20 protein-coding genes are annotated in these 21,381 nt (G+C 44.7%); 10 read left to right on the top strand and 10 right to left on the bottom strand.

Features of this window, described 5'->3' with window-relative positions:
• Positions 1-3 precede the first annotated feature (3 nt).
• From AC1DP6_RS21000 to AC1DP6_RS20990, 3 genes are read left to right on the top strand one after another with little or no spacing between them, the layout of a single operon-like run.
• A complete protein-coding gene (locus tag AC1DP6_RS21000; protein WP_477056564.1) occupies positions 4-765 on the top strand; it encodes a nucleotidyltransferase domain-containing protein in 762 nt (253 codons plus the stop codon).
• Positions 755-1,834 (top strand): DNA polymerase beta superfamily protein, encoded by a 1,080-nt coding sequence (locus tag AC1DP6_RS20995; RefSeq protein ID WP_477056563.1) that lies wholly within the window; start codon positions 755-757, stop codon positions 1,832-1,834. The genes AC1DP6_RS21000 and AC1DP6_RS20995 overlap by 11 nt, the downstream gene beginning before the upstream one ends.
• Entirely contained in the window at positions 1,815-4,418 is a 2,604-nt protein-coding gene (locus AC1DP6_RS20990; RefSeq protein WP_477056562.1) for a polynucleotide kinase-phosphatase, read from the top strand. Before AC1DP6_RS20995 ends, AC1DP6_RS20990 begins: the two co-directional genes overlap by 20 nt.
• 163 nt (positions 4,419-4,581) lie before the next feature.
• Here AC1DP6_RS20990 and AC1DP6_RS20985 read toward each other — a convergent pair whose 3' ends face one another.
• Complete coding sequence (locus AC1DP6_RS20985; RefSeq protein WP_477056561.1) at positions 4,582-5,382, bottom strand: hypothetical protein; 801 nt, start codon at positions 5,380-5,382, stop codon at positions 4,582-4,584.
• Between the two features lie 450 nt (positions 5,383-5,832).
• Here AC1DP6_RS20985 and AC1DP6_RS20980 point away from each other — a divergent pair, with 450 nt between their 5' ends.
• The gene (locus AC1DP6_RS20980; protein ID WP_477056560.1) at positions 5,833-6,783 is read left to right on the top strand and encodes an NADP-dependent oxidoreductase; all 951 of its coding nucleotides are present in this window, start codon (positions 5,833-5,835) and stop codon (positions 6,781-6,783) included.
• Between the two features lie 82 nt (positions 6,784-6,865).
• On the opposite strand, the gene manA is transcribed toward AC1DP6_RS20980, so the two are convergent.
• The gene (gene manA, locus AC1DP6_RS20975) at positions 6,866-8,074 is read right to left on the bottom strand and encodes a mannose-6-phosphate isomerase, class I (protein WP_477056559.1); all 1,209 of its coding nucleotides are present in this window, start codon (positions 8,072-8,074) and stop codon (positions 6,866-6,868) included.
• 156 nt (positions 8,075-8,230) lie between these two features.
• Between manA and AC1DP6_RS20970 the strand changes: the two genes are divergently transcribed.
• Entirely contained in the window at positions 8,231-8,581 is a 351-nt protein-coding gene (locus AC1DP6_RS20970; RefSeq protein ID WP_477056558.1) for a YraN family protein, read from the top strand.
• A gap of 482 nt (positions 8,582-9,063) precedes the next feature.
• Here AC1DP6_RS20970 and purB read toward each other — a convergent pair whose 3' ends face one another.
• A complete protein-coding gene (purB, locus tag AC1DP6_RS20965; protein ID WP_477024534.1) occupies positions 9,064-10,401 on the bottom strand; it encodes an adenylosuccinate lyase in 1,338 nt (445 codons plus the stop codon).
• 142 nt (positions 10,402-10,543) lie between these two features.
• On the opposite strand from purB, the gene AC1DP6_RS20960 reads away from it, so the two are divergent.
• Together AC1DP6_RS20960 and AC1DP6_RS20955 are read left to right on the top strand one after the other, a co-directional pair.
• Positions 10,544-11,296, top strand: coding sequence for a menaquinone biosynthetic enzyme MqnA/MqnD family protein (locus tag AC1DP6_RS20960; RefSeq protein ID WP_477056557.1), 753 nt, complete (start codon positions 10,544-10,546; stop codon positions 11,294-11,296).
• Between the two features lie 169 nt (positions 11,297-11,465).
• Positions 11,466-12,125: an NADPH-dependent F420 reductase gene (locus AC1DP6_RS20955; protein WP_477056556.1), complete on the top strand. Its 660-nt coding sequence runs from the start codon at positions 11,466-11,468 to the stop codon at positions 12,123-12,125.
• Between the two features lie 131 nt (positions 12,126-12,256).
• On the opposite strand, the gene AC1DP6_RS20950 is transcribed toward AC1DP6_RS20955, so the two are convergent.
• Positions 12,257-13,891, bottom strand: coding sequence for a M1 family metallopeptidase (locus tag AC1DP6_RS20950; RefSeq protein WP_477056555.1), 1,635 nt, complete (start codon positions 13,889-13,891; stop codon positions 12,257-12,259).
• 45 nt (positions 13,892-13,936) lie between these two features.
• Between AC1DP6_RS20950 and AC1DP6_RS20945 the strand changes: the two genes are divergently transcribed.
• Positions 13,937-15,580, top strand: coding sequence for an ABC transporter substrate-binding protein (locus AC1DP6_RS20945; protein ID WP_477056554.1), 1,644 nt, complete (start codon positions 13,937-13,939; stop codon positions 15,578-15,580).
• Between the two features lie 111 nt (positions 15,581-15,691).
• Complete coding sequence (locus AC1DP6_RS20940) at positions 15,692-16,471, top strand: acyl-CoA desaturase (RefSeq protein ID WP_477056553.1); 780 nt, start codon at positions 15,692-15,694, stop codon at positions 16,469-16,471.
• A gap of 218 nt (positions 16,472-16,689) precedes the next feature.
• On the opposite strand, the gene AC1DP6_RS20935 is transcribed toward AC1DP6_RS20940, so the two are convergent.
• From AC1DP6_RS20935 to AC1DP6_RS20910, 6 genes are all read right to left on the bottom strand, one after another.
• On the bottom strand, positions 16,690-17,541 hold the full coding sequence (locus tag AC1DP6_RS20935) for a DUF2911 domain-containing protein (RefSeq protein ID WP_477056552.1): 852 nt from the start codon (positions 17,539-17,541) through the stop codon (positions 16,690-16,692).
• A 20-nt stretch (positions 17,542-17,561) separates the two neighbouring features.
• Entirely contained in the window at positions 17,562-18,218 is a 657-nt protein-coding gene (locus tag AC1DP6_RS20930; RefSeq protein WP_477056551.1) for a response regulator, read from the bottom strand.
• A gap of 109 nt (positions 18,219-18,327) precedes the next feature.
• Positions 18,328-19,137, bottom strand: a complete 810-nt coding sequence (locus AC1DP6_RS20925; RefSeq protein ID WP_477056550.1) for a sensor histidine kinase — start codon at positions 19,135-19,137, stop codon at positions 18,328-18,330.
• Positions 19,124-19,780 carry a hypothetical protein gene (locus tag AC1DP6_RS20920; RefSeq protein WP_477056549.1) on the bottom strand — a complete coding sequence of 219 codons (657 nt, stop codon included), beginning with the start codon at positions 19,778-19,780 and terminating at the stop codon, positions 19,124-19,126. Before AC1DP6_RS20920 ends, AC1DP6_RS20925 begins: the two co-directional genes overlap by 14 nt.
• Positions 19,781-19,831: 51 nt before the next feature.
• Positions 19,832-20,239 carry a hypothetical protein gene (locus tag AC1DP6_RS20915; RefSeq protein WP_477056548.1) on the bottom strand — a complete coding sequence of 136 codons (408 nt, stop codon included), beginning with the start codon at positions 20,237-20,239 and terminating at the stop codon, positions 19,832-19,834.
• A gap of 349 nt (positions 20,240-20,588) precedes the next feature.
• Entirely contained in the window at positions 20,589-20,858 is a 270-nt protein-coding gene (locus tag AC1DP6_RS20910; RefSeq protein ID WP_477056547.1) for a hypothetical protein, read from the bottom strand.
• Positions 20,859-21,015: 157 nt separating this feature from the next.
• Here AC1DP6_RS20910 and AC1DP6_RS20905 point away from each other — a divergent pair, with 157 nt between their 5' ends.
• Positions 21,016-21,231: a helix-turn-helix transcriptional regulator gene (locus AC1DP6_RS20905; protein WP_477056546.1), complete on the top strand. Its 216-nt coding sequence runs from the start codon at positions 21,016-21,018 to the stop codon at positions 21,229-21,231.
• Positions 21,232-21,381: the final 150 nt, after the last annotated feature.

The raw sequence follows: 21,381 nt of genomic DNA, 5'->3' as shown, positions 1-21,381 counted from the left end.
TTTATGGAAGAGGTAATACTGCAGAAAATAAAAGAACTGGAAAAATCACACCAGGTTAAAATACTTTACGCATGTGAGTCCGGCAGCCGTGCCTGGGGCTTTCCATCGCCCGACAGCGACTTTGATATCCGCTTTATTTACACGCGGCATAAAGATACCTATCTGAGTATCATCGAGCAACGGGACGTGATTGAACCTCCGGTAGACGAAGTGCTGGATGTAAGCGGATGGGATATCCGTAAAGGATTACAGCTGTTCCTGAAATCCAATGCGCCCCTGTACGAATGGTTGCAGTCGCCCATTGTTTACCAGGAAGAAACCGACTTCAAACAAACCCTCACAGGTTTGATGGAAAAATATTTTTCACCGAGATCGGGTTGTCATCACTACCTGTCTATGGCATATAACACGTTCACCAACGAACTGGAAGGAGACATGGTGAAAGTGAAAAAGTACTTTTATGTGTTGCGGCCTATGCTGGCGTGTCAGTGGATACTGGCCGGTAAAGGCGTGCCACCCATGGAGTTTGCCATCCTGCGTACGTTAATCACCGATGAAGCGATTCAAAAGGAAATTGATCATTTGCTGGAAGTAAAAGTGAATGCCGACGAGCATACTACTATTGCGCCTGTATTGGCACTGCATCAATGGATCGCCGGCACCCTGGAACAATGCAAACAATTATCAGCTGAGTTACCTGCCGTAAGGAATGACACAGCCGAACTGGATGTACTATTCCGGAAATATATTGCCTATGACTTTTGAAGCACTGCAACAAAACAGGCAGTATATCCTGCTGGAATGCATCAGCGGCAGCAGAGCGTATAACCTGCAGGTGCCTACTTCAGATACCGACATCAAAGGTGTATTCATATTGCCGCAACAGGAGTTATACGGCCTGACGTATACCCCGCAGGTAGCCAACCAGAGCAACGATGAAGTATACTTTGAGATAAAGCGTTTCCTGGAATTGCTGGAGAAAAATAATCCCAACATACTGGAACTGTTAAGTACCACTGCCGGCAATCAGCTGTTCCGCCACCCGTTGATGGACCTGATAAAGCCGGCTGACTTTCTATCCCGCCTATGTATGGAAACCTTTGCCGGTTTCGCGAACACGCAGATGAAGAAGGCGAAGGGATTAAACAAAAAGATCAACCAGTCGTACCCCGCAGAAAGGAAATCCGTTTTTGAATTTTGCTACGTTATTGTTGGCGGACAGAGTGTGCCGTTACGCGATTGGCTAAACGAAAAGCAACTGCAGCAGGAAGACTGTGGGCTATCACGCATCGATCATTTCCGGGATATATATGCTTTATACCATACCGGACAGTTTGATAAGGAGACCACCTTCAAGGGTATTTTCTCCGGAGCAGATGCCAACGATGTGCAGTTGACCGCTGTCCCTAAAGGACAAGGTCCTCTGGCAATTATGCAGTTTAACAAAGATGGCTATACGGTGTATTGCAAGGACTTCGCCGCCTATCACGAATGGGTAGCACTCCGCAATGACGCGCGTTATAACCATAACAAAGAGCTGGGCGCYGACTACGATAGTAAGCACATGATGCATACTTTCCGTTTGTTAACCATGGCGGAAGAAATTGCCTTATATAAAGAAGTACGTGTGCATAGGCACGACCGCGATTTCCTTCTGCGTATCCGTAACGGCGAATTCAGTTACGATACCCTGGTGGAAATGGCTACCCAAAAATTACATCACATGCAACAGCTGTATGCTGCGTCAGACCTGCCGGAACACCCGGACCCGGAGCTGGCAGAAGCGCTGTTAAGAAGAATAAGAGACGAATTTTATGTCCCGAAGAAATACTAAATTATCACATATCTCTATACCAGAATTATCACTGGTATTATTAATCGGCCCTTCCGGTGCCGGTAAGTCTACGTTTGCCCGTCAGTTTTTTAAACCGACAGAAATTATTTCATCTGATGTTTGCCGCGGCTTAATCAGCGATGATGAAAACAACCAGACTGTGTCGGCAGATGCTTTTGAGCTGGTGCGGTTCATTGCAGCCAAACGTTTAAAGTTAGGTTTGCTTACGGTGATTGATGCCACCAACGTACAGCCCGAATCCCGCAGGGAATGGGTGCGGCTGGCCAGAGAATATCATGTGCTGCCGGTGGCTATCGTGCTGAATATGCCGGAGCAGGTATGCCAGGAGCGCAATACGTTGCGCAGCGATCGCAATTTTGGCACACACGTGATTCCACAGCAGATCAGCCAGTTGAAGCGTGGGCTTCGTGATCTGCGGGAAGAAGGCTTCCGGCAGATTTTTGAAATGCGCTCACCGGAAGATGTGGCGATGCTGGAAACGATTACCCGTAGCCCGCTCTATAATAATAAGAAAGACGAACACGGACCATTCGATATCATCGGCGATGTACACGGCTGCTACGATGAACTGTGTAACTTATTGGAAGTACTCGGTTACCAGGTAGACAGAGAAAATGCATCGCTGATCAGCGCTCCCATGACTACTAACGCCGAAGGATACACGCGTTTCCGCAAACCCGTTTTTGTGGGCGACCTGGTAGACCGTGGTCCCAAGTCCCCGCAGGTACTGCGTTTGGTAATGAACATGGTCAGCAATGGCCTGGCGTTATGTGTGCCGGGTAACCATGATGCCAAGTTGCTGCGTTACCTGAACGGAAAAAATGTGCAGCTCAGACATGGCCTGGAACAAACGGTAGCACAGTTGACCAGTGAAACTCCCGAGTTCCTGGAATCCGTAAAATCATTTATTGATGGCCTCATCAGTCACTATGTACTTGATGACGGTAAACTGGTAGTTGCGCACGCCGGCTTAAAGGAAAGCATGCAGGGGCGTGGCTCCGGTGCGGTAAGAGAATTTTGTTTATACGGTGAAACCACCGGCGAAACAGATGAATTCGGACTGCCGGTACGTTATAACTGGGCCCTGGAGTATAAAGGCCGGGCCATGGTGGTATACGGACATACGCCGGTACCTACCGCACAGTGGTTGAATAACACCATCGACATTGATACCGGTTGCGTATTTGGTGCTTCGCTCACCGCCTTGCGTTATCCGGAAAGAGAATTGGTATCCGTACCAGCGCTGGAACAATACGCCGTACCGGCAAGGCCTATCGGCTACAGTGCCGACAGTGTGCTGAGCGTACAGCAGCAGTATGACAGTGTTTTGAACATAGAAGACTTTACGGGCAAGCAAATCCTGCAAACCCGCTATAGCAATAATATCACCATCCGCGAAGAAAACAATATTGCTGCGCTGGAAGTGATGAGTCGTTTTACGATTAATCCCAAGTGGCTGATCTATTTGCCACCTACCATGTCGCCGGCTGAAACCAGCCAGGCACAAGGCTTTTTGGAACATCCTGCGGAAGGATTACAGTACTACAAAGAAGCAGGTGTGGAGAAGGTAATCTGTGAAGAGAAACATATGGGCTCCCGCGCCGTGGTAATTGTTTGCAAAGATGAAGAAGTAGCAGAACGCCGTTTCGGCGTTACCGGGGAAGGTAATGGCGTGATCTATACCAGGACGGGCCGTTCTTTCTTTACCGACAAACAAACGGAACAGGATTTCATTGCACGTATTAATGCCGCCCTGATCAGCACGGGTTTCTATGAAACCTTTGATACGGACTGGGTGTGCCTGGATGCGGAGCTGATGCCCTGGAGCGCCAAAGCACAGGCCCTGTTGCAAACGCAATATGCAGCAGTCGGTACCGCTGCTGGCAAAGCATTGCCGGCGGTAGTAACGGCTTTACAGCAGGCCATCAGTAATGGTGCACCTGCAGAGGTATTGCTGGAGAAGTATACGCAGCGCCTGGAGCAAACCACCAATTATGTGAAAGCCTACAGACAGTATTGCTGGTCCGTGAACTCACTGGACGACTATAAGCTGGCGCCGTTTCATATCATGGCTACGGAAGGGAAAACGTGGTTTGATAAAGACCATGAATGGCATATGTCTGCCATAAAAAATATTTGTGCAGGCGATGAACAAATACTCCTGGCTACTCCTTATCTCCTGGTGGAAATAGGAAATGCAGCAAGTGAGCAGGCGGCCATCAACTGGTGGAAAGAGCTAACTGCTGCCGGTGGTGAAGGAATGGTCATAAAGCCATATACCTTCCTCAGCAAAGGGGATAAAGGCCTTATACAGCCAGCTATCAAGATCCGTGGAGCGGAATACCTGCGCATTATCTATGGCCCAGAATACGATGCCGCCGAAAACCTGGAACGCCTGCGCAGCCGCAAGCTGACCGGCAAACGTTCGCTGGCATTGCGCGAATTCGCGCTGGGACTGGAAGGACTCGAAAGATTTGTAAATAAAGATCCTTTACAGTTGGTGCATCAGTGCGTATTTGGTATTTTAGCGTTAGAGAGTGAACCGGTAGATCCCCGGTTGTAAAAAACAATCACTGTTAAACATCTTTCTACATTTAAAAATATTGTTGTCCGGTTAGAAATATATTTGTTCGGGTGTGATCCATACCAGATATGGCTTACCCCCGATTTTTAAATTTCTTTCTGATCACCACCATCAATAACTGAGCAATTAATACGTAGTAAGATCAATTACAAGAATACTGGTATCGCAGCTCGCGGCTATTCGCTACCGTGTTACCCGAAATCGCTGCCGTTTTGATCTTTCCCGTTTCATCATATTCATAGTTTATATTAAGGACTAGTGAGGCATTAGAGGCTGATTTGACCAGGTTCTTATTTTTAACCGGATTGATACCAGTGTTTATTATGCTGTTAATACCTACAGCATCTCCTTTTTGAACAGGCTTATCAGTATAATATTCATAATTTGTCATCAGGCCACCTGCTGCTTCCTCCTTGATGATATTACCATTGGACCAGGTGTAGGTAGTGGTCAGCGTGGAATTATTAGCCGGCATAGTCACGTATTCAGTTTTCGTGATAGCCAGTTGCAGCTCACCCTGTCCATTATATTCATAAGTATTGGTAATGGTAGACGAAAGCTTGAGCGGTTGGCCGGTTGGGGTATAGTCGTATCGCTTTTGGATCACATTAACAGGTAGTCCCATATTGTTTAGTTCTGCCCGCATCTCGCTCGTTAATTGCCCGTTCCAGTGGTCGGAGTATTCATCGCGTGTAAGTAAACCTGGCGCATAGTTGAAATGGATATGGGTCTCGGAAAAGTCATTTACACTGATTTTACTTACCCTGCCATCGTTATCATAGCTCAGCATATAGGTGATAGTTACATTGCCGGACTTTGTTGCAATGGTCGCAATGCGGCAGTTAGTATCGGGAGGCGCCGGACTGTTTTTGTCCTTACTGCAGCCTGCCATGATAAAGGCCGATAGGAGCAGGATACACGGAAGAAGGAATTTAATCTTCATGATATTATATTTTGGATGGGTAATAATTGTTCTTTTTTTTGAGATGATAATATTATGCAGCCAACCAGTTTTCCATCTTTGTGAACAGTTGGAGAAATGATGTTATCTGCCATCTGCAGGGATAAACGTCCAAAGCCGCTGACTATTCCCGAAGCACCTATTTCTGGTTTATTTGATATGCCGGATTAAAATTCCAATACAAACGGGAATGGAGGAAATGCTGTTTAGCAAATGGTGGAAATGGGTGAGCCGGCGGGGAATTATGGCGGTAACCGGTTCACTGATAATATTTGAGACAAGAACCGGCTGTCCCGGAAATTTTCTATCTTTATTCAGGCATCTACGTTTAAGGTGTGATAACCCAAACATAGAAACTATCGGGGCTTAGCTCCCTTTTTTATGCCTTATTGATTTATTTTAATCGGAAAATACTGATTTRAAAACATAATTATGAAAGCCGTAGCCGTATCAAAATTCAAAGACATTCCTGTTGTAATGGATCTGCCGAAACCCGCTGTGAGACCAGGCACTGTCCTGATCAAGGTAGCCGCTGCCGGCATGAACCCCTTCGACTGGAAAATGATTGATGGTATTATGGACGACGGGAAAATGCCACATCAGTTCCCACTGATCATGGGCGTTGATGGCGCCGGTACTGTGGAAGAAGTGGGAGAGGGCGTTACCCGGTTTAAGAAGGGCGATAAAGTATACGGACAGTTTATTCATGCGCCTATCGGTGAAGGCTCCTATGCTGAATATGCAATTGTGCCGGAGAAATCAGGGATAACCCATGCACCTGCCAGTATTTCTGCCATAGAAGCAGCAGCAGTGCCCACAGCAGGCATGACTGCCCAGCAACTCCTGGACAAACTGGACCTGCAGGAGGGAGATACCCTGCTCATTAATGGCGCTACCGGCGGCGTAGGCTCTTTTGCCACCCAACTTGCAGCGGCACAAGGGATTGTAGTGATCGCCACGGTACCCGATGCTGAAGCCGAAGCACGCATGAAAAAGCTGGGGGCAGCAGATACGGTTAATTACCACGAAGCACCATTAACCACCCAGGTGAAAGCTAAATATCCCGATGGGATAGATGGCCTGATCGACCTGGTAAGCGATGGCGCCGGCTTTACCGCCAATCTGGACCTGTTGAAATCAGGCGCGGGCGCACTAACCACCATATTTGTGGCAGATGAAGAAGCGTTGAAGTCAAGAAAGATTCACGGAGGCAATTTTGAAACACAAGGCAGTGCCGCCTCTCTGGATACCCTCTCGCTGGTAATAGACCGAGGCGCATTAACGATTCCGGTAGAAAATAAAATTAAGCTGGAAGATGCACCTGCCGCAGTAGCATTAAGCCGTCAGGCAAAAGGAAAAGGCAAAACAGTTATAGTACTATAACAGCTTTTAGCCGTTAGCTTTTAGCTTTTAGAAAATGCAGCGGAGATTAACATATAATGTTATCCGCTGCATTTTCTAAAAGCTAAAAGCTAATAGCTACCGTAGCTTTAAACAGCTCAACGCTGCTGTCGGTGCTGATTTCATAAGATGCACCATATGCGGTAAATATGCATTGGCCTTTTTGTAAGGCCAGGGTATCATCTCCTTTTACGGTGGCGGTACCGCTAATTACAATCAATATTTCAGCCGCTTTGGCGGTATGTTGGTATACCTTTCCTGCGGGAATATCTATCTTGCTTACTTCAAAATCAGGCGCCGGAGAAGGATAAATTCTTTCCAGTCCATCTGCACTCACATTCCCTTTAATGATGTTAGGCTCTACACCTTCAAAGCGGGTATGCTTCAGCAGCTCCGGTACATCCACATGTTTAGGGGTAAGACCGCCACGCAGCACATTGTCTGAGTTAGCCATCAGCTCTACGTTCTGGCCTTCCAGGTACGCGTGTGGAATGCCTGCATCCTGGAACACTGCATCACCGGCTTGTACCTGCATGATGTTAAAGAAGTAGATAGAGAAGATACCACGATCGATTTTGTCGATGCTGCCCGGATCATTTAATACGGCGCGTGCTGCCCAGAAGCCCGGATTTGTTTTAGATAAGCGATTCGCTTTATAGTCAGGAATCATGCGGTCTGTCAGCGGGCGGAGAATGATGTTCACCAGCGACTGCGGCATTTCCATTACATTTTTATACAGACCATAATAACCTTCTTTTTCGTATATGCTTACCAGTGAGGTAAACTCAGGTGTGGAGGTTAATACCTGCTGCAGTTGTGCATGTGGTAAGAAACCGTGCAGGAGATAAAACTCACTCAATGCCACCATAATCTCCGGCTTATGGTTATCATCTTTATAGTTACGGTTAGGTGCATTTAAAGGAATGCCTTCTGCATTCTCTCTCGCAAAGCCTTTCTCTGCTTCACTTTTGGTAGGATGTACCTGAATGGACAACATATCTTTTACATCCAGTATCTTAAAAAGAAAAGGCAGCTCTTTGAATTTTTCCCATACTGCCGGGCCGGTGATATTGGCCGGATCCTGCTGTATCAACTGATTCAGTGGCAATGTTCCGTTAGCAGTAGTAATGAGGGAAGGGGCACTCGGATGCGCACCCATCCAGTATTCCGCACTGGGTTGATCCGTTGGCGCAATGCCTAACAGTTCAGGAATGTATTTAAATCCGCCCCATGCATAATGCTGTACTTTTCCTTCCAGTCTGAATAAGTTCATATATGGTTATCTGTTTACTTGTTAAATAGCAGAGAATTGATAATTTTATATGCCTGCAAAAATAGGTGTTAAGTGGAATATTTATCTTCCCTCGGAAAAGTAAATATTTCCGGTGATTAATTTCACAGATTGTTTGTTTAACCTAAACCATATCATATGCTGAACCATTTAACCCTGGGGCAGCGGGGCGAGGCCATTGCACAGGCATATGTTTGCCGCCACTGCACGTTGCTGCATCTCAACTGGAAATCCGGACGCCGGGAAATTGATATCATCGCGACTAAGGAACACACCATTTATTTTATAGAAGTAAAAACAAGAAGCAGCGCGCGCTTTGGCTGGCCGGAAGAAGCCGTTAATTTTCGTAAGGAAGAGCATATCCGGAGTGTAGCCGATGATTATCTGTTGTGTTACCATTTACATCCGGTGGCTATTCGGTTTGATATTATTGCTATTACTTTTTTGGGAGATGAATATGAACTGATGCATTTCAGGGATGTGTTCTGAAAATCGTTTTCTGATAGATTTTCGATTTTTCACTGCGCGGATAAATGCGTGCAAAGGCAAAATGCATCTACTTTTACCCGTTTTAACGTTAACCAGTTATTAACAAAAAAATGCTTGTATTTATTCTGTAATACTATCATACTTTTATATCTTTGCACAGCTTTTAGAAACTACCCCCTGAGTTGTTATATACCCCCGGTATTCCGGTAGCATTCAAGCAAATCATTTTTCTCTGAAGGAACTAATGCACTGGTGCTGATCACCAATGTAGCGGGTTTATTATTTCAGGAACAGAAGATGAAATGCCGGCGATACCAGTAACAAATGAAGTGCAGCGGGAATAAAAATTAATACACAGTATAGCGTTTGTTAAACCAGGGCCTCACGGCTACTAACGCATTGATCGCAGAGAATTGCTTTCGGGAGTCAAAGAATTAAAAAAGCTCCGTCCAACAGGACGGAGCTTTTAAGTTTTTATACGATTACCACAAACCAGTATAGTTGTGTGGTGTGATAGCTTTCAGTTCTTTTTTGAGGGCAGCACTGATTTTCAGGCCATCCACAAATTTGTGCATACTCTTCTGGGTGATCTGTTCACCGCCACGGGTCAGCTCTTTCAGGGCTTCATATGGCTGTGGATAGTTTTCACGGCGTAAAACGGTCTGAATGGCTTCTGCTACTACGGCCCAGTTGTTTTCAAGGTCGGCATGTAACTTGGCTTCGTTCAGGATCAGTTTACCTAATCCTTTCTGGATAGACTTAGTTGCCAGCAGGGTATGGCCAAATGGTACACCCAGGTTACGTAATACGGTAGAATCGGTCAGATCGCGCTGCAGGCGGGATACGGGCAGTTTGGCACTGAGGTGTTCAAACAGTGCATTAGCCAGGCCCAGGTTACCTTCTGCATTTTCAAAGTCAATAGGATTTACTTTATGCGGCATCGCAGAAGATCCTACTTCATTCTTTTTAATTTTCTGTTTGAAGTAATCCATGGAGATGTACGTCCAGATATCGCGGCAGAAGTCCAGCAGGATGGTATTGATACGTTTCAGTGCATCAAATTGAGCGGAGATGTTATCGTAGTGTTCAATCTGCGTGGTATATTTCATACGTTGCAGGCCCAGCGTGGTATTCACGAATTTTTCGCCGAATTTTTCCCAGTTGATTTTAGGGAAAGCTACGTGGTGCGCATTGAAGTTACCGGTAGCACCGCCAAATTTTGCGGCAAAAGGAATTTGTCCCAGCAGGTTTACCTGTCCTTCCAGGCGCTCTACAAACACCAGTATTTCTTTACCAAGAATGGTGGGAGAAGCGGGCTGTCCGTGGGTACGGGCCAGCATAGGCACTTTCATCCAGCCGAGACCGAGTTTTTTCAGTTCCAGGATCATATTGGCCAACGCGGGCATGTACACATGTTCTACTGCATCTTTCCAAAGGAGGGGGGTAGCGGTATTGTTGACATCCTGTGAAGTAAGACCGAAATGCACCCATTCCAGTTTGTCTTCCAAACCGAGGTTTTTCATTTCATTCTTCAGAAAATATTCCACTGCCTTCACATCGTGGTTGGTAATTTTTTCTGTGTCTTTGATCAGTTGCGCGTTCTCGATGGTGAATTCCTGGTAAATTTTACGCAGGGCAGGGAACTTGGCTTTGGGCAGTGTAAACAGCTTCTGCTCAGAGAGCGCAATAAAATATTCCACCTCTACCATCACACGGTAACGGATCAACGCAAATTCAGAAAAATAATTGGCCAGCTCGTCCAGTTGCTTGCGATAGCGCCCGTCCAGCGGAGAAATGGCAGTTAATGGTTGTAGTTGCATAATGTATGTATTCCAGTATTACAATTAACATGTTTAGTGGGCTACAAGTTCTCTCTGAACCCTGATTTACAGGATGACAATTATTCATTTGGAACTTGTTAACCGGGATTTAGTTACTTTTGCAGCTTCAAAATTACTGAAATTGGAACGGAAAGTAAAAGTTGCGGCTGTAAGTTATTTGAATACGAAGCCTTTATTGTATGGATTCAGGAATCATCCGGTGATGGAGATGATGGAATTATCGATGGATTATCCGGCTAAAATAGCCCAGCAGCTGATAGATGGAGATGTAGACGTGGCATTGGTGCCAGTTGCAATTATCCCTAAATTAAAGGAGTATCATATTATAGCAGATTATTGTATTGGTGCCGAAGGACCTGTGGCATCTGTTTGTTTGTATAGCGATGTACCCTTAAATGAGATTAAACGCATTTACCTGGACTACCAGAGCAGGACTTCTGTAGCCTTGCTCAAGGTATTGGTACGCGAATACTGGAAGCTGGACGTGGAATTCGTCAACACCAACGGCGATTACCAGGATAAAATCAAAGGAACAGACGCAGGGCTGGTGATCGGCGACCGTGCTTTGGCACAACGCAAGGTATCACCATATATATATGATCTCGCTGAAAACTGGGTACGATTTACCAGTTTGCCATTTGTATTTGCCGCCTGGATCAGCAATAAACCGCTGCCAGCTGAGTTTACAAGAGAATTTAATGAGGCCACCAGCATCGGCATTAAAAATATTCCTGCCGTGGTAGCCGAAAACCCTTACGACATCTACGATCTGACTACCTACTATATCCATAACATCAGCTATCCTTTCACGCCGGCCAAACGGCAGGGGATGCAGAAGTTCCTTGGATATTTGCAGGAAGAGCAGCAGGCATAATACGGAATAGATAAGATATCAGGCTACTACTCCACAGATATAAGCGGAAAACACCATTGATCGCTTTTATCTGTGGGGTAGTGGCTTTTTGCTTTAAGCTTTATCCTTTCTGCTTTTTTAAGTATCTTCATGTTTCGCACCATCATCTGCTTAATATTAATCTACGCTCATGAAAATCGGTATCCTGGGAAGCGGTCCGGTAGGGCTAACCCTTGGCAAAGGTCTTATTCAAACAGGGCATCATGTTACTATCGGCACCCGTAATCCTTCCAAAGAATCATTGCAGCAATGGATAAAGAAACAAGGTAAACAAGCGACGGCAGGCACTTTCAGGCAGGCAGCAGAATTTGGGGAATTACTCCTGATCTGCACCAGCTGGATAGGTACCAAAAAAGCCATTGAAGCAGCAGGCATCTGGAATTTCAAAACCAAAACAGTGGTAGATGTCACCAATCCACTTGATGGCAAAGGACCCGATGAAAGCGGACGACTCACTTTTACCATCGGCCACAATAATTCTGCAGGAGAACAAATACAGGCCTGGTTACCACCAGATGCCAATGTAGTAAAGGCGCTCAGTTGTATTGGTCATGAAAGAATGCTCCTCCCCGAATTCCAGGAAGGCTCACCTACCATGTTTATCGCCGGTAATAACGCAGATGCAAAAAGACAAGTCATTAACCTCCTGCACCAGATAGGATGGAATGATGTAGCAGATATGGGCAACATAGAAATGAGCCGGAGCATAGAACCACTCTCTATTTTATGGGCCGCCTACGGCTTTTTAAATGATAGCACCGCGCACGCATTTAAGCTGCTGAAAAAATAGCGAGTAAGCTTTTAGCCATTAGCTTTTAGCTTTTAGCAAAATGCAGCGAAGACCGGCATATACTGCTTTCGTCTTCGCTGCATTTTGCTAAAAGCTAAAAGCTAATGGCTAAAAGCTTATCGGCTAAAAGCTTACTTCGCTTCTCTTATTTTTATGAAGAAGTTCTTGTCTACCTCAAAATTCTTATGATCACTCAGCGTGATATTGGAGCTATGCCATAATGTGCCGGGATAGATCAGCTTATAACCATTATCACTCAACTTCACCCTTACCGGCATATTAAAGTCCTTTACATCCGTCACCCAGCGGTATTGGAGCTGTTGCCCTGCGAAACGGTATTCCAGTGTTGGAATAGTCGTGTGACGCAGGTATTGATCAAATATTTTATTCAGATTCATACCCACTGCCTGGCTCATATACTCTTCTACCTGTTGCGTGGTAACGGTTTGATGGTAGAACGTTTTATTCAGCCCTCTCAGCATCTGCCGGAAAGCTTCATCGTTTTCCATGATCTGACGGATATTGTGGATCATGTTGGCGCCCTTATAATACATGTCACTGCTGCCTTCTGCATTTACGCCATAGGGCGCTATGATGGGCTCATCATTCCTGACATTTTTACGGATGCCCTGTACATATTCCTGTGCGGCTTTAGGTCCATACGCACATTCAGTAAATAAGGTTTCGGAGTAGTTGGTAAAGGATTCGTGAATCCACATATCCGCCAGGTCTTTGCTGGTGATACTGTTACCAAACCATTCATGACCGCTTTCATGTATAACCAGGAAATCCCATTTTAATCCCCAGCCGGTGCCGGAAAGGTCAGTGCCTTTATAGCCCATCTGGAATTTGTTGCCATAGGCTACCGCGCTCTGATGCTCCATGCCCAGGAACGGCGTCTCCACCAGCTTGTAGCTGTCTTTATAAAAAGGATATTTCCCAAACCAGTACTCAAAACATTTCAGCATAGGCTTTACTACTTTGAAATGTTCCCTTGCTTTTTCTTCATTATAATCCAGTACCCAGTAGCCCAGATCCAGCTTGCCGCCTTCGCCGGAGTAGCTGTCTTTTATCTCTATATAATTACCTATGTTCAGTGCTACATCATAGTTGTTAATCGGGTTGCTCACGTACCATATGAAGGTGTGGGTGCCATCGGGGTTGTCGATGGTTTTCTTCAGGCGTCCGTTGGAAACATCTACCAGTTCTGAAGGTACGGTCACGTTAATGGTCATGTTTTCCGGCTCATCACTTTGGGTATCTTTATTGGGCCACCATACGCTGGCGCCCAAACCCTGTACTGCCGTGGCTATCCACGGACGGCCCTTTTCATCTTTAGACCATACGATGCCGCCATCCCAGGGCGCATTCTTTGCCCGGTGTGGTTTCCCGCTGTAAAAAATGGTGATCTGTTTCTTTTTATCTTTTGCTTGTGGCGTTTTTATTTTTATGAACCAGGCATTACTGTCACGGGTAAACGACAGGGATTTTTTATCCTGTATCACGCTGTCTATCACCATGGGGAACTGCAGATCTATCTGCATGAGGGAATCTGGTTTCAGCACCTTGTAAGTAATGGTGTTAAAGCCCTGGAAGGTGCTGTCATCGGTATTTACCTGTACATGCAGGTCGTAGTTGATCACATCCCACCAGGCGCGTGGAGGAGTAATGCTGCCTCTCAGCGTGTCCGCCCTGCTGAATTGTTGCTGTGCCGCTGTGGTAAGGGTTGCCATCAGGGCTATACAAAGCATTGGTATGCCGCGCATATTTATTCGTATATTTTAGACTGAAAGATATTAATTTACTGCCAAATGAAAAGTTGTTATTGTCAGGCGGTTATCATCAGATGGTGCTTTATTGGGCTCTGTAGCCTGTTGTTAGGGGCGTGCGGTAGCCCGGAGAAACAGCGTTTGTCCGTGTTCCGGTATAATAGTACCAACGCCATTGCTTCCCTTGATCCGKCTTTTGCCAAAAGCCAGGAGGTGATATGGGCGGTAAAACAGTTATACAATACCCTCGTGGAACCAGACAGCAACCTGGTGATACGGCCTTCGCTGGCGAAGCAATGGCGCGTATCAGCGGATCACCGTACCTATACCTTTGACCTGAGAACAGACGTATACTTCCACGACAATGATATTTTTCCCGGGGGCAAAGGGCGGCGCATGACCGCGCAGGACGTGGTGTACAGCCTGAATCGTATTATGGACCCGGTAACCGCCTCGCCGGGCGCCTGGATCTTTAATGGTAAACTCAGCGCCGACAGCGGCTTCCGGGCACTCAACGACTCTACTTTTGAATTGACATTATATCGTCCTTTTCACCCGGTGCTGGGCATCCTGAGTATGCAATACTGCTCTATAGTGCCACATGAAGCCATCGAAAAATACGGCAAGGACTTCCGCAATCATCCCTGTGGCACCGGGCCATTCCGCTTTTTCCTCTGGGACGAAGGCCAGGCGCTGGTGTTGCACCGCAATCCCAACTATTTTGAAAAAGACAGCACCGGGCATCGGCTGCCTTATATGGAAGCCGTGCAGGTAGGCTTCCTGGACAGCAAGGCCTCCGAGTTCCTGCTGTTCCGGCAGGGGCAACTGGATTTCATGAATGATATTGATGCCTCGTTTAAAGATGAAGTGCTGACCAAGCAAGGTAAGCTCCGGAAGGAGTGGGAGGGAAAGATGGTATTGAACAAGCATCCTTATCTGAATACAGAATACCTGGGCTTCCTGACAGATCCGGAAAATGCGCTGGTGAAAACATCGCCCACCCGCTTAAAGAAAATACGACAGGCCATTAACTACGGTATCGACCGTACGAAAATGATGACCTATCTGCGTAATGGCATCGGTACCGCTGCCATGGCGGGTTTTGTGCCTGCAGGCCTGCCATCTTTTGATAGCGCAAAAGTAAAGGGCTATCCTTATAATCCGGCTATGAGCAGACAACTACTACAGGAAGCCGGTTATCCTGATGGACAGGGGCTGCCGGTGATTAAGTTACTGTCTATTCCTATTTATGCGGACCTGGCCAACTATGTGGCCAACCAGTTGCAGGAGACCGGCATTCGTATACAGGTGGAAGTGATACAGAAAGGATTGCTGATGGAGCAAACGGCCAAATCGCAGGCATTGTTTTTCCGGGGTAGCTGGATCGCTGATTACCCGGATGCAGAAAGTTACCTGGCTATGTTTTACAGTAAGAATCCGGCCCCGCCCAATTATACCCGTTATCAGAACCCGGCCTTTGATGTATTGTATGAAAAGTCGCTGGAGGAAAACAACGACAGCATCCGCTACACCCAGTACCAGGCCATGGATAACATGATTATTTCGGACGCGGCCGTAGTGCCTTTGTTCTATGACGAAGTGGTGCGGCTGGTGCAGCCAAATGTATCGGGATTCCCCGGTAACGGTATGAACCTGTTGGAGTTACGTTGGGTGAAGAAAAAATAAAATTTAAAATTATTTTAACATTTTGGTGACCATAGGGCTGTCTTCTTTGGCATTTTTCCCGGCTATTTATCTTACCTTTGCCCCTTATTTGTCACTTTACATTTTATAGAAATGACGGCGATCCTGATATTCTTTTGTGTGCATTGGTTCTTTTCATTGTTCTTTCACACATTCTATTTACACAGGTATGCATCTCACCAGATGTATACTACCAGCAAGTTCTGGGAACGTTTCTTTTATTTCAGTACCTGGTTTTTCCAGGGTTCATCATACCTGATTCCAAGAGCTTATGGCGTTATGCACCGCATGCACCATGAATTCAGCGATACCGAACACGATCCGCATTCTCCACACTTCTTTAAAGATGTATGGGGTATGATGGTACAAACCCGCAAACTCTATAATGGTTTTGCCACCCGTACCAGCAGTGTTGATCCTAAATTCACCGCAGAGCCATTACCAGAATGGGATGCTATGGATAAATTCGGCGACAGCAACATTACCCGTTTCACCTGGATGGCTATCTATGTAGCTTTCTACGTAGTATTTGTTCCGGCTGGCATGTGGTATCTTTATTTACTGTTGCCTATCCACTTCCTGATGGGACCTGTACAAGGTGCTATCGTTAACTGGTGTGGTCATAAATATGGTTACCAGAATTTTGACAACAGTGACCATTCCAGAAATACTTCTCCATGGGGTATTATACTGATGGGAGAGCTGTTCCAGAACAACCACCACAAATTTAAAGACAGTCCTAACTTCGCTAAGAAGTGGTATGAATTTGATCCGAGCTACCAGGTAATGAAGCTGCTGAACTTTGTAGGTATCATCAAGCTGAAACCAGCCATGATTACACCTGCACAGCTAAAGAAAGCGAAAGCTGCGTAATAATACACCGTACAATCAATCTGTTACAATAATAGAAAGTGCCTTGCCGTAATGGTGAGGCATTTTTTATGGTAAGCATAAAAGGAAAAGCTTAAAGCTATTGAAGCGAGTACCTCTTTTATGCTAAACAGCCGCCTTAATAAAAAGTCCCGGCCATCATTCGATAACCGGGACATATACTTTAGACATCCACCTGTTTCGGGCRGATGGTGATCAGCTTATTTTAAAGTAGCCAGTAACTTTTTATTCAGCGTTACATAGTCATCGTTCTTAGCGGTGGTAGCCAGTTCGATGGATTTCTGTGCAGCTTCTTTTGCTACTTTTACATTCTTCGCTTTCGCGTTGATGCGTGCTTTCTGATACCAAACCCAAAATGCGTCCGGGCTTTGTGTAGCTGCTTCGTTGATCCACTCTACTGCTTTGGTGAGGTCTTTACCACTTTCATAGTAATATACCGCTGCCTGGTAGTAAGGTTTTTTGTCGGCAGACTGCATCGCATCATTGATTTGCGCAGTGATTTTATCATCGATATCAGCACCGATAACTACAGGTACTTTTGTTTTATCCCAGCTGAGGGTCAGTACTACGGAGTTGGAACGTACGTTCTCAAAGCCGATGGTAAAGCTTTCCTGGCTGAAAGGAGCGGCTACAGGTTTTACCTGTACGCGGGCGATATCGTTTTCTTGTTTGTAAGCAGACGGGCTGGTTACATCCAGGCTGCTGGTCAGGATCACGGTCCAGGACTGAGCGCCGGGGATAGTGAGCAAACCGTATTTACCTGCTTTCACAGGTACGCCGCCAAATTTTACATCTTCTCCGAAAGTAATGGTAGTAGCACTGTTAGCGCCGGTTCTCCATACTTTGCCATAAGGTACCAGGTCGCCCATGATCACCCTGCCGTTTTTCAGCGGACGGGAGTAGCTCAGCTCTATGTTGGATAAAGCAAAGTCCTGTTTGATCGTTTGAGTAGGGCTTGGTGCAGGCATTTTAATTCCCTGTGCAAGGGTAGTGCCGGCATACAGCAATAGCATAGCGCCAGCTGTAGCAGCAAAGGTTCTGAAAGTTCTCATGATTAGGTGGGTATTTAAATCTATTCTATTAATCCGTTTCGGAATGCGTACAGTACCAGTCCAACGCTGTTTTTAACGTTGATTTTTTCTAATAATTTTTGACGGATGCCTTCTACAGTACGGGGACTCAGAAAAATCTGTTCAGAAATCTCCTGGGTGGTGAGTTCATTACAGATCAGCTTCAGTACTTCCTGTTCCCGGTCGTTCAGTTGTATTTCGTTTTTGAGTGTAGGCTTAAACTGTTGTTTGTTTTTATGTAATACCTTTTTAAGCAGTGCCAGGTTTACATTTTCATTGAAATAAAATCCTTTTTCGTAAGTAGTACAGATAGCTTCATAGATTTCTTCCGGTTCTGCATTTTTGAGTAAATAGGCGTTAGCGCCGTTTTCCACGAGATGGACAATGAAGTTGTCATCTTCATACATGGTGAGTATGATGATCTTTACATCGGGAAACTTTTCTTTTACTTTGACGGTGGCTTCAATRCCATCCATGTTAGGCATTTTGAGATCCATAAGGATCACATCCGGTTGTTGTGATTCCATCATCTGTAAAAGATGCAGCCCGTCGTCAGCTTCAAATATGAAGCGGATATTTTCGTATGGAATCAGCGTGTTTATCACTCCACTACGGAAGATCTTATGATCATCCGCAATGGCCACTTTTATGTGTGCCATAAATGGACAGTTAGAAGATTTGCTATTATTTTATTGATAATAAATTACTATAAGTCATGCCGTTACAAACACAACCGGACGGCAATTTAGTAATAAAACAACATAAGTATCAACTATTCTGTGTGGGCGCCTGATAATTCTCTACACTGATCGAAGCAATAGTTCCTTGTGGTGTTCCGGAAGTGAAGGTAATATTTCCACCGATAATATTAAGACGGCTTTCAATATTTTTAAGTCCCAGGCTGCCGGTCTTCTTGCGGGAATCGGCCAGGGACGGGAGTAATGCTCCATTACCATTGTCTTCCACGTTAATGGTTAACAGGGAAGGAGTGGTTTGGTAAGTGATCAGTACTTCCGTCGCTTCGGCATGTTTCAGGATATTATTCAGCAGTTCCTGTACCACGCGGTATACGTTTAATGCTTTTTCCCTGTCTACCGTTTGCCCGTTGCCGGCGGTTTTGAACGTTATTTTTACCTGTTTGTTTTTGTTCATCAGGTTGCAGAACGAGTCCAATGCATGCGCCAGGCCAAGGTTTTCCAGTGCCTGGGGGTGGAGGCTCTGGGAAATAAACCGCAGTTGCTGGATAATGATGTCCGCAAAGTCTTTGGTTTCTTTCAGGCGTTCGGTTTCGCCATTGCCGGTTTTCAACAGGGGTTGAAGCCCGCCGAGATTAAGTTTTAGTACAGAGAGTTGGGCACCTACCTCATCATGCAGGTCTTCTGCAATACGTTTACGTTCCTGTTCCTGGCCCTGGAGTACGGCGATGAGGCGTTCACGTTGGAGTTGGAGGTCTTTATCACGAATGACAAGCTTATGTTGGATTACCTGTTTCTGTTGCAACATCACTAATATGATCACAATTACTCCAAGCATTAACATTACTGTAGTGCCAATTACAATAATATCAACTGTCTGCATATCTCAGTTTTTTATTCTTTGAGAGACCAATATAAAGAAGAATCATGGATATTATGCCAACAATATAGTTGATGGTAAATATTGTTATCGTCATTCCCATTCTGGCAACTCCTGAAGTTTGCAATGCCTGTAGATGATTGTAACTGATACAGAAGAGAAATTCAGTACAGGAGAAAATGAATATCGCGGCACTATACCAGAAGACGGGCAAAGAATCAATATAAATGGCTTTTTCAATAAGCTCCTTATCCTTAATCAACTGGAGGAAGTAGTAAATACCATAAACAAGTAAAACCAGGTTCTTTACTCCTGATGAAATAGAGTTGAAAGCCCGCACCCCTTCAATAAAGAATAAATCAAAAACAAATATTGCCAGGATTAAAAGCGGCATATATCGAACAATGGTGCGTACGGTGGGGTTTTTAATGGAGATGTAATAAAATACGGATAGGATAACAAATTGGATAAAGTACATTAAGTTGAAAAACCACATGTTATTGCCATAAAACTTTTGAAGAATATAAGATCCTCCGGCAAAAACGGTACAACTCAATATGTAATAAAACATGCACTTTGATGCCTTATCAAGTAATTTATATTGCAGAATGAAGGGGATCAGAACCAAAAATTCGACCCCCATCATGCAATAGTAGATAATCCAGAAGAATGTTATATTCACTTGATTGCTTTATAATTACGGTCTTTTCCCGGAACAATATTCAGGGCATGGAACGCCAGAATCTAATATTTTCGCCTGCAAAGTTTTGGCAACAGCGACAGTCTTATCTGTTTCAGTAATAGGTGTTGGCAGAATATCATCACCTTCTTCGTTTACTGCTACGAGAATCATTTTCTTTTCTTTTATTCCATCTCCATCAGTATCTATTTTTATTCCGTAGTATATCCTTAAGGCTACTGCGCCCGGTTGATCTAACAATTCCAATACCTTGTCTTTGCCATAGCACATAGCCTTAACATGCGTACCAAAAGATTTTTGGTTTACATGATCATCATCATGATTTTTGGTGAGTTCGTTCATTTCGTCAAGCGAAATGAAACCGCCTGCATCCGATGGAATAGGCCTCTTGTAAGAATCGCTCATTGTGGGTAAGTTTTAGTTTGGGGGTAAAATTATTATAAATTATCACATATACAAGCAGGCGTTAAGATGTAAATTAAAAAACGTAGATATATTATCATCGGCGCTGATTCAGCGTGCTATTGTGTTTTGTCGATTTTAGCTAATGGTTAAAGGTGATGTAATTACGTAGACCTAGCCGCAGAATGCGTAGAAGTACGCATTCTTTTATCTTATCAATGAACCATCAAATGGTTTTTTGGTTAATGGAGTTCATCATTATTTAACGCCATTAATAATAAGCATATGAAGGTGTTTGTGTTCCTCGTTGCAGACAACAACGTTGATTGACGGTAGTATGGAATTTGAAAATTTATATTTTTTGGGAGATAACAAACGCCGCTTCTATAACCCGATGTAATTCTGTAAAACAGGAGAGTACTTTCATTCGCTCTTTTACAGAATGGTAAGGGCTATCAGGGTTAGTCAGCGCTTCGGTTTGTACCGAAGAAAGAATGTAGCTGGTTTCACCCGGACCGAATAGCTCGAAGAAGTTTTTCAAAACAGCTTCCGGATGCAGGAATTCTTCATCAGTTAAGCGTAAAGGGTTTTGTGTGAAAGCGTATATTGCGTGGGGTTGCATATGGATGATGTTTGAATAAAGATACTAAATTGGTTATAATTTAACTAAAATTAGTTGTAATATTACTAATAAAAATTGTAATAATATCTATATTGCAGCTATTCAATTCATAAATAATTCTTATTTTACTAGAAATAATTCTGGAAGCATATATTATATGGCTAAGAAGATATATAATAGGATTAAGATAGTTATTGTAGAAAAAGGACGGACAAATAACTGGCTGGCCGAGAGGCTGGAGGTAACTATAGGAACGGTTTCCAAGTGGTGTACAAACAGCGTGCAGCCAGGAATAGAATCTCTGTTTGCCATTGCGGAGGCATTGGATGTAGATGTGAGGGAATTGCTGATTAGTACGAAGAAAAATGGGTAGAGGCAATTACCGCCTCAGATCATACTGTTATTACTTCTCGCATACTTCTCGTATACTTCTCCGGTACTTAGGACTCGTCTATCTATTGCATTCCCACTATATTTCTATTACTGTTCCACTGCACTCTTACTACTGTTGCATTACTCTTTT

This window comes from Chitinophaga sp. 01L420 (assembly GCF_056399985.1).
This window is presented reverse-complemented; position numbering and strand designations above follow the sequence as displayed.